14 protein-coding genes are annotated in these 13,500 nt (G+C 67.7%); 1 reads left to right on the forward strand and 13 read right to left on the reverse strand.

Translation table 11 applies throughout. The features are described 5' to 3' along the window. The 8 genes from RMCB_RS26455 to RMCB_RS26490 form a co-directional block, all read right to left on the reverse strand. The coding region (locus tag RMCB_RS26455; RefSeq protein WP_201028356.1) for a siderophore-interacting protein at positions 1-262 on the reverse strand (262 nt) is incomplete at its 3' end. A gap of 50 nt (positions 263-312) precedes the next feature. Beyond that, complete coding sequence (locus RMCB_RS26460) at positions 313-1,203, reverse strand: MBL fold metallo-hydrolase (protein WP_234792254.1); 891 nt, start codon at positions 1,201-1,203, stop codon at positions 313-315. 11 nt (positions 1,204-1,214) lie between these two features. Next, positions 1,215-2,339, reverse strand: coding sequence for a DNA-processing protein DprA (gene dprA, locus RMCB_RS26465; RefSeq protein WP_062831137.1), 1,125 nt, complete (start codon positions 2,337-2,339; stop codon positions 1,215-1,217). Continuing rightward, positions 2,336-3,847: a YifB family Mg chelatase-like AAA ATPase gene (locus RMCB_RS26470; RefSeq protein ID WP_062831138.1), complete on the reverse strand. Its 1,512-nt coding sequence runs from the start codon at positions 3,845-3,847 to the stop codon at positions 2,336-2,338. Before RMCB_RS26470 ends, dprA begins: the two co-directional genes overlap by 4 nt. Position 3,848: 1 nt before the next feature. After that, complete coding sequence (locus tag RMCB_RS26475; protein WP_062831139.1) at positions 3,849-4,217, reverse strand: YraN family protein; 369 nt, start codon at positions 4,215-4,217, stop codon at positions 3,849-3,851. Positions 4,218-4,305: 88 nt separating this feature from the next. Then, positions 4,306-5,157, reverse strand: coding sequence for an alpha/beta fold hydrolase (locus tag RMCB_RS26480; protein WP_062831140.1), 852 nt, complete (start codon positions 5,155-5,157; stop codon positions 4,306-4,308). A 45-nt stretch (positions 5,158-5,202) separates the two neighbouring features. Further along, positions 5,203-5,637: a hypothetical protein gene (locus RMCB_RS26485; RefSeq protein ID WP_062831141.1), complete on the reverse strand. Its 435-nt coding sequence runs from the start codon at positions 5,635-5,637 to the stop codon at positions 5,203-5,205. A 143-nt stretch (positions 5,638-5,780) separates the two neighbouring features. Next, a complete protein-coding gene (locus tag RMCB_RS26490; RefSeq protein ID WP_062831142.1) occupies positions 5,781-6,371 on the reverse strand; it encodes a TetR/AcrR family transcriptional regulator in 591 nt (196 codons plus the stop codon). Between the two features lie 64 nt (positions 6,372-6,435). On the opposite strand from RMCB_RS26490, the gene RMCB_RS26495 reads away from it, so the two are divergent. Continuing rightward, on the forward strand, positions 6,436-6,789 hold the full coding sequence (locus tag RMCB_RS26495; RefSeq protein ID WP_029372057.1) for an HAD family hydrolase: 354 nt from the start codon (positions 6,436-6,438) through the stop codon (positions 6,787-6,789). 12 nt (positions 6,790-6,801) lie between these two features. Here the strand turns inward: RMCB_RS26495 and RMCB_RS26500 are convergent, their stop codons facing one another. The 5 genes from RMCB_RS26500 to RMCB_RS26520 are packed head-to-tail and all read right to left on the reverse strand — an operon-like array spanning position 6,802 to position 13,487. Next, the gene (locus RMCB_RS26500) at positions 6,802-7,602 is read right to left on the reverse strand and encodes an acyl-CoA thioesterase (protein WP_062831143.1); all 801 of its coding nucleotides are present in this window, start codon (positions 7,600-7,602) and stop codon (positions 6,802-6,804) included. Further along, positions 7,599-8,843: a CoA transferase gene (locus tag RMCB_RS26505; RefSeq protein WP_062831144.1), complete on the reverse strand. Its 1,245-nt coding sequence runs from the start codon at positions 8,841-8,843 to the stop codon at positions 7,599-7,601. Before RMCB_RS26505 ends, RMCB_RS26500 begins: the two co-directional genes overlap by 4 nt. Positions 8,844-8,855: 12 nt before the next feature. Continuing rightward, positions 8,856-11,018: a dehydrogenase E1 component subunit alpha/beta gene (locus RMCB_RS26510; RefSeq protein ID WP_062831145.1), complete on the reverse strand. Its 2,163-nt coding sequence runs from the start codon at positions 11,016-11,018 to the stop codon at positions 8,856-8,858. Positions 11,019-11,045: 27 nt separating this feature from the next. Next, positions 11,046-12,245, reverse strand: coding sequence for an acyl-CoA dehydrogenase family protein (locus RMCB_RS26515; RefSeq protein ID WP_062831146.1), 1,200 nt, complete (start codon positions 12,243-12,245; stop codon positions 11,046-11,048). 21 nt (positions 12,246-12,266) lie between these two features. Beyond that, the gene (locus RMCB_RS26520; protein ID WP_062831147.1) at positions 12,267-13,487 is read right to left on the reverse strand and encodes an amidohydrolase family protein; all 1,221 of its coding nucleotides are present in this window, start codon (positions 13,485-13,487) and stop codon (positions 12,267-12,269) included. Positions 13,488-13,500 lie beyond the last annotated feature (13 nt).

Consider the following 13,500-nt stretch of genomic DNA (forward strand, 5'->3'; position numbering starts at 1 on the left):
GCACGGTGTAGGTCCGAACGGTCGGACGATGCGCGGTGGGCAACTCGGCGAAGCTGTCGAGGGTCAGCGGCTGCGGCAGTGCACCGACGTCCACACCGTTGGGCACGATGACGAGTTTGACGTAGGCGTCGGTGTATTCGTTCGGCGAAAAAGTATCGAACCCGGTGCCCGGGCCCGCATCACCGAGTATCACCCTGACCATGTGCGGCGTCACCTGCTCACGACGCACCACCGCAAACGTGTGGACCGGACGTCCCGCCATACCGCCTCCAAAAACTCGATCGTCGGCCGTTGATTAGCCGACCTCATCGACTATACGGAGCCCTGAGCATCCGTTGGGGTGTACGGGTCGGGGCCAGATCCGTCGACATATGACCAGATGCCTGGTTCTCCGGATCGTAGACAGTGCCCAATCCCGGCGTCCGCGAAGGACTTCCGGACGTTCTCCGGGCCTTCGCTGTACAGCGACCAGCCCTGGCAATGTGCCGGTATCACCGCTGACAAGCCGAGCATGACAGCGACGTCGGAGGCCCGGTCCGAGGTGAGGGTCAACGGACGCCCGGAAAACTTGGCGGGGACGCGCGCCGCACCGATGTGCAGTACCCCGACGCTGATGTCCGGGAACCGGGTGGCGATTTCCATCACCGGGGCGAGCGACGCGTTGTCCCCGCTGATGTAGACGGTCGGCAATTCAGGGCTGCGCAGGACGAAACCGGTGACCTCGGTATTGATGTTGCCGTATTCGTCATGCTCGCCGTCGCTGGGACCGTGCTGCGCCGGCACCGCGAACACCGTCACCGCGCGATCTGTTGATTCGATGGCGGTCGACTCATACGGGTCGAGGCCGCGAGCGTTGCCCCCGAGCCGGCCGGCGGCTTGGCCACCGGTCAGCAAGAGCGGAGCCGCGGCGGCGAAATCCCTACCGGCGTAATCGAAGTTGTCCATGTGCAGGTCATGACTGAGCAACACCACATCGACGGGACCGAGCTGTTCGGGTTGCACCGCGGGACCCTCGACCTTGGAATACGGGCCGAACGGACCCGGCGGGTCGAACGTCGGATCGGACACGAACCGCAACCCGCCGTAGTCGATCACCGTCGTCGCCCCGCCGATGACACCGATCGCGAACGCGTGCCGGTCTGCAGTGATGGCAGCCACCATGGCAGCGACGATATCCGCGATTGCCCGAGCGTGGGAACTCATCATTCACCGCCTCACTTCCGCCGTTTGCGCCGCCGCCAACACCCGGCCTCGACCGACGCCAACCCGGCGATCTCGAGGACCGCCAGCGGGCCCAGCACCGCGTGGGCCGGAACGCCCGCGGCGACCGCGATCTCGTCGACGGTGTGGCCACCGCGCGAGGGCAGTGCGTCGTAGACCCGCTTCTCGTCCGGGCCGAATGCGTCAAGCGGGCCGATCGGGTGCGGCTCATCGGCGGCGAGTTCACCGATCCGGCCTGCCAATTCGGCAACCTCGGTTGCCCGGGTCACCAGTTTGGCCCCGCCCCGCAGCAGCGCATGACAACCCGCGGAGGCCGCGGACGTCACCGGGCCAGGCACCGCACACACCGGCCTGCCGAGTCTTGCGGCCCACGACGCGGTACTGGCAGCGCCGCTGCGCAGTCCCGCCTCCACGACGACCGTCGCAGCCGACAGCGCAGCCACCAGCCGGTTGCGGGTGAGGAACCGCAGCCGGCCCGGCGCTGTACCCGGCGGGTACTCGCTGACGAGTAAGCAATCGTCGCGGATTCGGCGGAACAAGGCACTGTGGCCCGACGGGTACGGGTTGTCGATGCCGCCCGCCACCACGGCCACGGTGATGCCTTCACAGGCCAGCGCGGCGCGATGTGCTGCGCCGTCGATGCCATAGGCACCGCCCGACACCACGGTGAAGTCCCGGCGGGCCAGACCCGCTGCGAACTCAGCCGATACGTGTTCGCCGTACGCGGTGGCCGCGCGGGTGCCGACGATGGCCACAGCCCGCGCGGCCGCGTCGGCCAGGCGTACGGGCCCGGCCGCCCACAACACCAACGGCGGATGCCCGTTAGACCGATTGTTGATCCCGTTGAATGCCATGAACGACAGCAGCGGCCATTCTTCGTCATCAGGGGTGATCAAACGGCCACCCATCCGGTCGAGGATATCGAGATCTGCCTGGGCACAATCCATCTCGCGGCGCGCCTCGACCCGATGGGCCCACTTCTGATCGATCTTGCCGGTCTTCACGTGCTCGGCCGCCTCGACCGCGCCGCACCGTGCCACCAGGGCAGCCAGCTCTGGGCATGGCGGTTCGGCGACACGCGACAGGTACGCCCACGCCCGTCGCTCATCATCGGTCATGACATCACCCCGGCCTGACGAAAGCTCAACGCGGTGGCCACATCTGCTACCGCCGGTGACGTTCGCCCAGCCAAATCCGCCAAGGTCCACGCGACCCGCAAACAGCGGTCCGCTCCCCGCATGCTGATGAGGCCACGGTCCAGAGCATCCTGCAGCGGCGCCATGGTGGCCCGGGACAACCTGAACTCGCGACGCAGGAGTGGTCCGCTCACCTCGGCGTTGGTGCGGATCCCGTGAGGCCGCCATCGTTCCTCCGCGGCGAACCTGGCGACCGCCACCCGTTCACGGACCGCGGCGCTCGACTCCCCCGTGTCCGGCACAAACACGCCCGCGCTGACCGGGTTGAGCTCGACGCGCAGATCCACCCGATCCACCAGGGGCCCTGACAGCTTGCCGCGGTACCGCAGCTTGGCCTGCGCCGAGCACATGCAGTCGGCAGGGTTCGGTGGCGCACATGGGCAGGGATTGGCCGCAAGAACCAGTTGGAAACGGGCTGGATAACAGGCCACGCCGTCGCGGCGGGCCAGCCGGATCTCACCGTCCTCCAGAGGTGTTCGCAACGCCTCCAGCGCACTGGTGCCCATCTCGGCGAACTCGTCGAGGAACAGCACTCCGCGATGTGCGCGGCTGACCGCCCCGGGCCGTGCCATACCGCTGCCTCCCCCGACCAGCGACGCGACGCTCGACGTATGGTGCGGCGCGACGAACGGCGGCCGCGTGATCAGCGGAGTGTCACTCGCCAGCAGGCCCACGACCGAATGAACCGCCGTCACCTCCAGCGACTCACTGTGCGACAACGGCGGCAGCAGCCCCGGAAGACGCTGCGCGAGCATGGTTTTGCCGGTGCCAGGCGGTCCCGTGAGCATCAGATGGTGCGCTCCGGCCGCGGCGACCTCGACCGCGTAGCGAGCTTGCGTCTGGCCGACCACGTCGGCGAGGTCAGCGGTCGGTTCGGCAACGCGTTCTCCCGCCGTGATCCGCGCCGCCAGCTCAGCCTTGTTGTCGAACCATGCCATCAGCTGCCCCAGGCTGTGCACGCCCCACACCTCGATGCCATCGATCAAGCTCGCCTCGGCGAGGTTGTCGACCGGCACCACCGCTGTCGGCCACCCCTCCTGCTTGGCCGCCAGCACCGCGGGCAACACCCCGTGCACCGGCCGCACCCGACCGTCCAACGACAGTTCGCCCAACAACACCGTCTTCTCCAGCCGTGCCCACGCGGTCTTGGTGTGCGCCGACAACACTGCGCTGGCCAGGGCCAGGTCGTACGCCGAGCCGACCTTGCGCAACGTCGCAGGCGACAACGCCAACGTGAGGCGTGACATAGGCCAGCTGGCACCGCAATTGGTGATCGCCGCCCGCACCCGATCCCGGGATTCCTGCAACGCGGCATCGGGCAGCCCTACCAGATGCACGCCGGGAAGGCCGGAGGTGATGTCGGCCTCGATCTCCACGATCACGCCGTCGAGGCCCCGTACGGCCACCGAATACGCTCTGCCCAAACTCATTTCAACCCACCCCCTGCAGGTGAACGATCTCGGGCTCACGTCGCCGGCCGATACGCACGCCGATCACATCGATGCGGACGTCGGACCATCTGCGGTCCTGCTCGGCCAGCCACAACGCTGCCAACCGGCGCAGCCGGCGCACTTTCTGCGCGGGCACCGCCTCAGCCAGCCCGCCGTAACCATCGCCTGTGCGGGTCTTCACCTCGACGAACACCACCGTGGCGCTGGCCGCATCCTCGGCGATCACGTCCAGTTCGCCGTAGCGACACCGCCAGTTGCGAGCCAACGCCCGCAGCCCGACGGCCGCCAGATGCTCCACCGCCAGTTGCTCGCCCAGCGCGCCGATCTCGGCCCGAGTCATTGAAGTCATGTCGACAGCGTGCGACCACGGTCCGACAGATTCCGTCTAGAGCCGGTCAGTTATCCCCAAGTTGTACTTCATCCACAGGCGGATTGCGTCAACCGTGCAGATGGTCGCCGATCAAGTCGGCCACCGAGCCGGGAGCGTCGGTAACCAGACCGTGTCCCACGCCCGGCACCACCGCGGTTCGCGCCCCGGCCTCCTGCGCTGCCTGTGCCGCGGCTTCCGGATCGTGCACGGCGCTGCCTCCCGCCAGCACGACCAGGGTAGGAACCGGCAGAGCCGGCAGCGCATCGGGCAATTCGGGCGTCGGGACGGGCGAGGCCGGGAAGTGCGCCGCCCCGTGCGCGAGCAGGTCCAGATATGCCTCGCGCGCCGGCCCGCTACCCGAAACGCCCGGTGCAAACATCGCCCGCGCATTCTCGAAAGTCGGATGGACGTCGCGGTTTTGGGCGAACTCGGCGAACTCGGCAGGCAACGGAGCGAACGCGAGAACCGGATCGAGAAGGACCAGCCGCCGCACCCGGGTTGGATGCGCGAGAGTGAATCTCAGCGCGAGGTGCCCGCCGAACGAGTGGCCGCACAGGTCGGCTGGTGGAAGGTCCAGCAGGTCGAAAGTCTCTGCGAGCCAAGCCACCATCTCGTCGACGGTGTCGATCGGAGCGCCGGTGTGCCGACTGCGGCCCGGTTCACCCATGATGTCCACAGCTCGCACCCGGGAATCGCCTGCCAATGCCCCCACGATCGAATACCACATCGCAGATGTGGCGCCGAGGCCGTGCAGCAGCACCAGCGGGGGTGCCGATGCCGGTCCGGCCGATGTGATCCGAGTGGTGCCGTACCGTCCGGACACATCGACGGTCTCGACCGGAACCCGCCATTGCGCCATGACCGCGTCGTAGTTCTGAAAGTAGGCGTTCTCCAGATCCAGGTCGGCGAAGGCAGGCATCGGTGCCGACTCTACGCCGGATCCGCTTCAGGAGCCCTACGCCGTTTAGGCGTGGTCGATCGCCAGTATCAGCAGGCCGGTGATCCCGACGAGAAGCACCGCTGACACCGCGAAACCGCGCCACCACAGTCGTTTTGGCAGCGCTAGGGGCAGCAACACCGCGCAGACAACGCTCAGTGGCAGGTACGCGAGGAACCCGAAGATCATGCCGTAACCGTGTGGGTCCCGCGCCGGGTTCGTGGCGAATGCCGACGAGAGGACCATCCACACCATCAGTAGCCATGGCACTGCGGCAATCCCACCGAACACCGCCGCGACGATCCGCACCGCGAGCACACCTTGGCTCTGCCCGGGCACGGGCTTCGGCGGGTGTTGCCGCCAGTGGTATGGATGCTGTTCCTGCCAGTCGTAGGGGTATGGGACAGCGGGCGGTTCGACGGGCCCGGCCATGCCGGCCCGAGGGTCATCGGGTCCGGTCACAGCACACGCCCTGCAGAATCCACCCGTCAAGCATCGCACCGGACGGGCGGTGCCCGACACGGCAATGTGTGCACCGGCTCATCCCAGCGGCATGTTCATGAAGATGTCCAGTGCTGACTGGTCAATACCCGACACGTGCGGTCCTATTCGTCAGATCCGAACGGCGCCAACAAGAACTCGTCGACGAAGCGCACGAACGTGTCATCGACGTATGCGGTGTCGTCGGCCGTGAAGTACTCGATGATCAACCCCTGAAAAGCGGCCAACGCGATGCGTGACCGGGTTTCGGCGATGTGTGTGGGCATACCGAGCGCCTCCAGCCGGGCCTGAGAGTTCCGCGTGAGCAGTGACAGTGTCTCCCAGGTGTATTCGCGGTACGGGCTGTCCCGTCCGCACGCGGCGCCGAAAACCTGGAGGACGACCCGCAAGGTGTCGCTGCGCTCGCCGCGCGTGCACGCGTGCCAGTCCTTCATGCACCACTGCCGGTGTGCCGCGACCGAGACGGGTAGATCCACATCGTGGGTCTCGGGTATCGCAGCCCGTTGCTGGCGATTGAGCACTTCGAGAGTCAATTGCTCTTTGCTGCCGAAGTAGTACACCAGCATGCGGGCACTGGTGCCCATCTCCGTGGCGAGCGATCGGAGCGAGGTCTCGGTCAACCCCGTGCGGGCGAGCACGGCGCCGGCAGAGGCGAGCAATTCCTCCCGCTTCGCATGGTCGATCGATCGAGCCATGCCTCACTGTAATGGTTGCTTCAAGTATTGATGATGACCGGAGCGAGTACGGCAATATCGCACCGTGAAAGAAATCGTCATTGCCTTCGATTGCGATGGAACGCTTCTCAAGAGCACCGACCAGCGGACCATCGCGCCGGCCGACCACATCAGGACGCTGTTGATCACGCTGTCGCAGTTCAAGAACACCAAGATCGTCGTGTGGAGCGGCGGAGGCCCCGCCTACGCCCAGCGGGTGGCACAGGCACTCGGTGTCGCCGAATACGTCGACGACTACGCCGGCAAAAACCCTCAGCGGCCGGTCGGCATCACCGAGACGGCCAGAAGAGGCGTATTCCTTCCCGACATCGAGCCCGACATCGCCATCGACGACCTCGAGGATTGCGACCTCGGTGTACTGAACCTGATCGTCGGCTGATCCGCGAGCCCATCACTGCGCCGGGCGGTCGGCGGCCAGCCCCTCCTGCACGAGTGTGGCGGCCACTGAACCGTCCGACCCGATGAGGCTTGCGGTGGCGATACCGCGACCACGCGCGGCGGCCGGTGAGCGTGCCTCGAGCAGGTTCCACCGATCGGCACGCACCGGGCGATGAAACCAGATCGAGGAATCCGTGGTGCCGCTGCGGAACGCGCGCGACCGCATGCTGTGTCCGTGGACGGCCAACACCGGGTCGATGCCGTACAGGTCGGTGATGTAGACCGCGACGAGCGCGTGCAGTCGGGGATCCGCGGGCAGCTCGGTGGTGACGCGCCACCAGAACCTGCGCACGAACGCGTCGCCCGCACCGGTGTCGTCGACACGGATATCGAACTCCCCCAACGGCAGTGACGGAGCGGGCCCGGGCGGTCCGGTGTGTTCCAACGCCTCCGGATCGCCCGGCAGCGACGTGTGACCGTGTTCCGGCCCCGCGAGCTCGGTCGCGAAGGACACCGTCGCCGCCGTCAGGAGCCGGTCGTTCTGATAGGACTCGACCCGACGAGCGGCCGCCGTCCGGCCGTCGTACAGCCGCTGCACCCGGTAGTGCACGGGTGCTCCCGCATCGCCTGCCCGCAGGAACTGCACGTGCATGTTGGTCGGCGACCGGTCGGCCTCGACGCTCCAGCAGGCCGCGGCCAGACTCTGGGCGGCCAGTTGCCCGCCATACGCGCGTTTGCCGTCCGGCCCGATGCTCTCGCCGAGGTATCCGTCGCCGTCGGCGCGCACGTCGAGCAACTTCAGCAGTGTGCTCACTTGATCGAACCCGTTGCGACAGTTCCTGATTCAGCCAGCGCCGCGATCTCGCCAGCATCGAGACCGAGGTGTTCGGCCAGCACTGCTGCGGTGTCGTCGCCGACGGCGGGCGCGGGCGCCGCGGGCGAGTACGCTCCGTCGATCGCCATCGGCAGCCCCGGCGCCAGGTATTGCCCGACCCGCGGTTGGTCCAGCGGTGTGAACAGCGGGTTGGCCGTCACGCGGGGATCGGTGGCGACCTCGGCGAAGCTACGGTAGCGCTCCCACAGCACCGAGGTCGACGACAAAGCCGCGGCGATCTCCTCGGCCGTGCGCTGGCTGAACCACAGGGTGAACAGCCCTGTCAACGCGTTGCGGTGGGTGTAGCGCTGGCCCTCGTCGGAGAAGTCGGCGCCCAACGCTTCAGCCAGTGCCGCAACGGCTTTCGTGGTGCCCGTGACCTCGGTGAGGTCGCGGAAGTGCCGGCCGGTGAGTGCGACGAGCATGAATGCCACCCCGTCGCTGCTGGTGAAGTTCTGCCCATAGGTGCCGTAAAGGCTGTTGCCGAGCCGCGCGCGTTCGGTCCCGTTGATCATCACCTCGGTGAGAAACCCCAGGTTGCCCGCCGTTGCCAGCGCGACATTCTCCAACGGGATGCTGATCCGGGCGCCCTCGCCGGTGGCGTCGCGGTGACGCAGCGCAACACTGACGGCCAGCGCGACGTAGAGCCCGCAGCTGATGTCCCACGCGGGCAGGACGTGATTGACCGGTTCCGCGAGTTGCGCCGGCCCGGTCACCAACGGGAACCCGACCCCCGCGTTGACGGTGTAATCCACGGCGGTGCCACCGTCGGTCTGCCCTGACACCTCGACGTGGATCAGGTCGGGCCGGGCCGCCACCAGCTCGTTGTACGAATGCCATTGCCGTCCAGTCACATTGGTGATCAGCACACCGGCCTCGATGATCAGTTGCTGCACGAGCCGTTGCCCTTCGGCTGAGCGCATGTCCGCGGCCACCGAACGCTTGCTCTTGTTCAGCCCGGCCCAGTAGATGCTCTCACCGCCTTCGGTGACGGGCCAGCGGTGATAGTCGGCTGCACCGCCGATCGGGTCGACCCGGACCACCTCGGCGCCCAGTTGCGCAAGCGTCATACCGGCCAGCGGCACCGCGACGAAACTCGAGATCTCGATGACCCGAACTCCGGCCAGCATGCCCGGCGCACGCGAGGAGCCAATAAGATCCGGCGTTGCAGGTTCGACCATCCGGTCAAGCTATCAAGCGCGGTGGCCCACGAGCTTCAGCGCTGCCGCCTCGATGGTGTCCTCGGAGAGCAGCACCCGCAGCGCGGCGTCACCCAGCGGGATGAAGCTGTCAATGCTGGCCACCCGCGCCACTTTTCCGGAGTACCCGTGCGCGAGCAGCTCGGCCAGCACGCCTTCGCCGACTCCCCCGGTTTCGCGGGTCTCGTCGACGATGAGCACATGGCCCGTCGCCTCGGCCTCCCGCAGCATGTCGTCGACGGGCAGCGGCGCCAGCCAGCGCAGGTCGACCACGCGCACGGTGATGTCATGATCGGCGAGCCGACGGGCCACCCGCAGGCTCATCCACAGGCCGTTGCCGAAGGTGAGGACCGTGAGGTCGCGGCCGTCGCCGTAGGTGCGGGCGCGCCCGACCGGTACGGCCTCGGTCGGATAGGATGCGAGCCATTCCCCGTCGCCGTCGGCATACAGATCTTTGGTGTGATACAGCGCGATCGGTTCGAGGTAAAGGCACACCGCGCCTGCCGTTTTCGCCGCCGCCACGCACGTGTGCAGCATGGCGGCCGCATCGTCGGGGCGGGCAGGGGTCGCGATGACCACCCCGGGGATGTCCCGGATGGCCGCGATCGAATTGTCGTTGTGGAAGTGCCCGCCGAAGCCCTTCTGGTAGCCGTAGCCCGCGATGCGCACGACCATCGGGTTGCGGTACTGCCGGTCGGAGAAGAACTGCAGGGTGGCACCCTCACCGCGGATCTGGTCGGCCGCGTTGTGCAGGTAGGCCAGGTACTGGATTTCGGGGATGGGCAGCAGACCCGACACCCCGGCGCCGAGCGCCAGGCCCAGGATGGTCTGTTCGTCGAGCAGTGTGTCGAACACCCGCGCGGGGCCCGCGCTGCCCTGCAGGCCGCGGGTCACGCCGTAGACGCCCCCCTTGCGCGCGACGTCCTCGCCGAACACCATCGCTTCCGGGTATCGGGCCAGCACATCCTTGAGGGCGCGGTTGATCGCCAACGCCAGGGTCAGCCCGTCGGCCGCCGGTCCGGGCGCGACGACCGAGACGGCCTTGGCTTCGTCGAGAGTGTCGCGCAGCGGCCGCGCCACCGCCGCGGCACTGTCGAGTTGCGGCGATTCGCTGACCTCGCGGGCCAGGTCGATCACCTCGGCACGCACGGCCTCGTAGCGCTCGATCACCTGCTGCGGACTCAGGACACCGTGTCGGACAAGGAGTTTCGCGGTGGCCAGCACGGGGTCCCGATCGAAATCGGCGGTGATCTCGTCGGGTTTGCGGTAGGCAGGCTCGTAGTCGGAACCGGCGTGACCCATCAGCCGCACGGTGCTCAGGTGCAGGAATGCGGGTTTGCGATGGCTGCGCACCCAGTCCGCCGCGGCCAGCGCGGTGTCGTAGGCATCGGCCAAGTCGCAGCCGTCACCGGCGAAGTACTGCAGACCCTCCCGGCCCGCGTAGCTGCGGGCCACCCAGCCGCGCGGTGTCTTGGTGCTGATACCGATGCCGTTGTCCTCGCATACGAACAGCAGCGGCATGGGCAGACCTTGGTACGAGGCATGCAGCGCGGCGTTGATGGCGCCGACTGCGGTCGAGTGGTTCGCCGACGCGTCGCCGAAACTGCACACGGTCACGGCGTCGTCGGGCCAGGCGCAGGGCACGTCGAGTTTGCGGGCCCGAGCGATCGAAAACGCCACGCCCACCGCGCGCGGCAGATGCGACGCGATGGTGGACGTCTGCGGGATGACGTTGAGGTCGCGGTGGCCGAACACCTTGTGCCGCCCACCCGATATGGGTTCCTCGGTGGCCGCGACCAGGCCCAACAGCACATCACGCACCGGATCGGACCCGTCCACCTGCGCAGCGCGGGCCAGGTAGAAGCCACCGGACCGGTAGTGCAGCAGGGCCGGGTCCGTGGGCCGAAGTGCGGCCGCGACGGCTGCGTTACCTTCGTGCCCCGACGAACCGATGGTGTAGAAGCCCTTGCCCTGCGACCGTAACCACCGCGCAGCCAGGTCGAGGTGACGGCTCGCGAGTTGGGCGTCGAAGAGCGCCAATGCCTTCGGCACGGTCAGCGCCGACGTATCGGGCCACGTCTCGGCGCCGGGCCCGGCCAGCGCCGAGACGGTCGTGGCGAAGTATGAATCGACGGCCTCTTGTTTGGAACTAGCCACCTGGCCTCCTAGCGCTCGCGGCGGGTCTCAGCGGAACGCGCCGACTCCGGTGAGTGCCTGCCCGACGATCAGACTATGCATCTCGCTGGTGCCCTCGTAGGTCAGTACCGATTCGAGGTTGTTGGCGTGCCGCATGACGGGGTACTCGCCAGTGATGCCGCTGGCCCCGAGGATGGTGCGCGACGTTCGGGCGATCTCGATTGCCTCGCGCACGTTGTTGAGCTTGCCGACGCTGACCTGCTCAGGGAGGAGGTCACCGGCGTCCTTGCGGCGGCCCAGGTGCAGCGCCAGCAGGAAGCCCTTGCCGTATTCGAGCGTCATGTCGGCGAGCTTCTGCTGCGTGAGCTGAAAACCGCCGATCGGGCGGCCGAACTGTTCGCGCGAGCGGGCGTACCCGAGTGCGGTCTGCAGGCAGTCCCTCGCGGCGCCGAGCGCGCCGAACACGATCCCGAACCGGGCCTCGCCCAGGCACCGCAACGGCGCGCCGAGACCCGTCGCGCCGGGCAGCCGGGCACTGTCGGGCAGCCGGACACCGTCGAGCACCAGTTCACTGGTCACCGAAGCGCGCAGGGACATCTTGGATTTGATGGTGTTGGCGGTGAATCCCGGTGTGTCGGTGGGCACGACGAAACCGCGGATGCCGTCGTCGGTCCGCGCCCACACGACAGCGACGTCGGCCACCGAGCCGTTGGTGATCCACATCTTGGTCCCGGTGAGGATCCAGTCGTCACCCGAACGCGTCGCCCGCGTCCGCATCCCCGACGGATTCGAGCCATGGTCGGGTTCGGTCAGGCCGAAGCAGCCGATGCGGTGGCCGGTCGCCATGTCGGGCAGCCACTGCTCTTTCTGGTCGTCGCTGCCGAACGCGTAGATCGCGTACATCGCCAAGGATCCCTGCACACTGACCAGTGAGCGGATCCCCGAATCGCCGGCTTCGAGTTCGAGGCAGGCCAGGCCGTAGGCCACGGCCGAGGTGCCCGCGCAGCCGTAGCCCTTGAGATGCATGCCGAGGAGCCCGAGTTCGCCGAGTTCGACGGCCAGCTCACGGGCGGGCAGGTCGCCATCCTCATACCAGGTGGCGATGTGCGGACTGATCCTGCGGTGCACCACGGAACGGACCGTGTCGCGGATCTCACGCTCCTCGGCACTGAGCAGGGCATCGATGCCGATGAGCGCATCGGCGCTCATCCCGGCCGAAAGGCCTTGGGAGACAGCGGTTTGTGCCATAGGTTTGGACTCCTTAACGGTTCAGCAGCATCCGGTGACGCGGGCAGGTGCAGCAGCCGGTGCCGCCGCTTCGCCGCGCCAGCTGACGGAGCGGCTCGGCGGTGGGGTCTGTTGACTACGGGTGGGCACCAGCGGTACGCCGTCGACGAGCACGGTCGCGATACCCGGCAGATCGCCGAGTGCGAAGCACTCCAGTGCGTCTCCCGCAGTCGAGCCGGTGACCGGGCCGAGCACCAGCAGGTCGGCGGGCGCCCCCTCGGCGACGACGCCGGTATCCAGGCCGTGCGCCTTGGCGGTCTGCCCGGTGGCCGCGGCCACGGCCGCCACGGGGTCGACACCGCACACCGACGCGAGGAAACAGATGTTGCGCAACATGCCCCGCGGTATGACGCCGGTGCCGCCGGGGGTGTCGGTGCCCAGCGTCAGCCGCCCAAGCTCGCCGCGGGCCGACAGTTGCTCGGCGACCAGCTTGGTGGCCCGGAAGTTCATCGAGCTGCACACCTCGATGTGGGCGGTGGGCACGTCGGCGATGATGGCCACGATGTCCTCGTCGGGCGGCGGGATGGGGCCGCCCGAGATGTGGCCGACGATGTCGGGGCGCACAGCGGCCACCACGTCGCGGCCTGCGACCCGGCTCGAACCCGACCGCGACACCCCGCCCGAATGCATCTTGACGGTCATACCGCGTTGGTGCGCCCACTCGACGTAGCGCTGGGCTTCACCGTCGCCCAACCGGTTCCAGTCGTAGAAGATGAACTTGAGCTGGTCGATACCTTCGCGGTGGGCCCGGTCGAAGTGTTCTTCGGTCATGCCCGGTACGAGCAGGACGGTTCCCGCGTTGATTTTGACGCCGGACGGCCGGGCCCGACCGGTGGTGTGCTTGGACGTGATCGCGATGCTCAGCACGAGTTCAGGTGTGAGCGCTCCGAAATCGAGTCCGGGGATGTGTAATTCGCCGGCCGACACCATCGAAGTGGTACCGCCGTGCAGGTAGTTGCCGATCCATCCGATCGAATTCTGCGCAGGCGTCCATTCGCCGAATGTCGGGTGCACGTGACCGTCGACCAGGCCGGGCATCACGGTCAGTCCGCCGGCCGAGAGCACGCGGTCGGCGCGGGGATGGTCGACACCGATACAGGCGATGCGTCCGTCCTCGATCAGCAGCGTGGTGTCCCGCAGCGGTTTCGTTGTGGCATCGCCGTGCACCAGGAGACCGATGTCCTCCACGAGCAGCGTGGTCACGCAACCTCCCGAA

It is taken from the genome of Mycolicibacterium brisbanense (assembly GCF_001570425.1).
In the GTDB taxonomy this organism is placed as follows: Bacteria; Actinomycetota; Actinomycetes; order Mycobacteriales; family Mycobacteriaceae; genus Mycobacterium; species Mycobacterium brisbanense.